Annotated in this window: 1 protein-coding gene and 1 pseudogene; both read right to left on the bottom strand. The window is 76.0% G+C overall.

The genetic code is table 11. From position 1 onward, the window contains the following. A partial coding sequence (locus tag FV230_RS29225; protein ID WP_147844823.1) for a dephospho-CoA kinase occupies positions 1 to 181 on the bottom strand: 181 nt, incomplete at its 3' end. Positions 182 to 191: 10 nt separating this feature from the next. After that, positions 192 to 429, bottom strand: a pseudogene (locus FV230_RS29220) (shikimate dehydrogenase); the annotation flags it as partial.

Below are 429 nucleotides of genomic sequence, written 5' to 3'. Positions count from 1 at the left end.
AGGCGGCGCCGATCGCCTCGGCCGCCGCGCCGCCCGGCCCGTAGAGCGCATGCACCGCCGCGTCGGCGTCGTGCACCGGCACGAAGCGGGCGGCGAACATCGCCGCGGTGGCGGACTTTCCCATGCCGATCGAGCCGGTGAGCCCGAGCACGAACGGTTTTTTGCGCGCGGTGTCGCTCATCCAGGCCAATCTATCCCGGCAGGTCGGCCACGACGACGGCGCGCAGGGCCTCCGTCACCGCCGGGCGCACGCCGAACCAGGCTTCGAAGCCGGGCACGGCCTGGTGCAGCAGCATCCCGAGCCCGTCGACGGCGGCAAGGCCGCGGGCGCGGGCGGCGGCAAGCAGCGGCGTCTCCAGCGGCACGTAGACGATGTCGGCCACCGCCGCGCGGGCCGGCAGCGGGCCGAGGTCGAGGCCGAGCGGCGGC

The organism is Methylobacterium sp. WL6 (genome assembly GCF_008040095.1).
In the GTDB taxonomy this organism is placed as follows: Bacteria; Pseudomonadota; Alphaproteobacteria; order Rhizobiales; family Beijerinckiaceae; genus Methylobacterium.
Note: the sequence above shows the minus strand (reverse complement) of the source record. Positions and strands in the feature narration are given on the sequence as shown.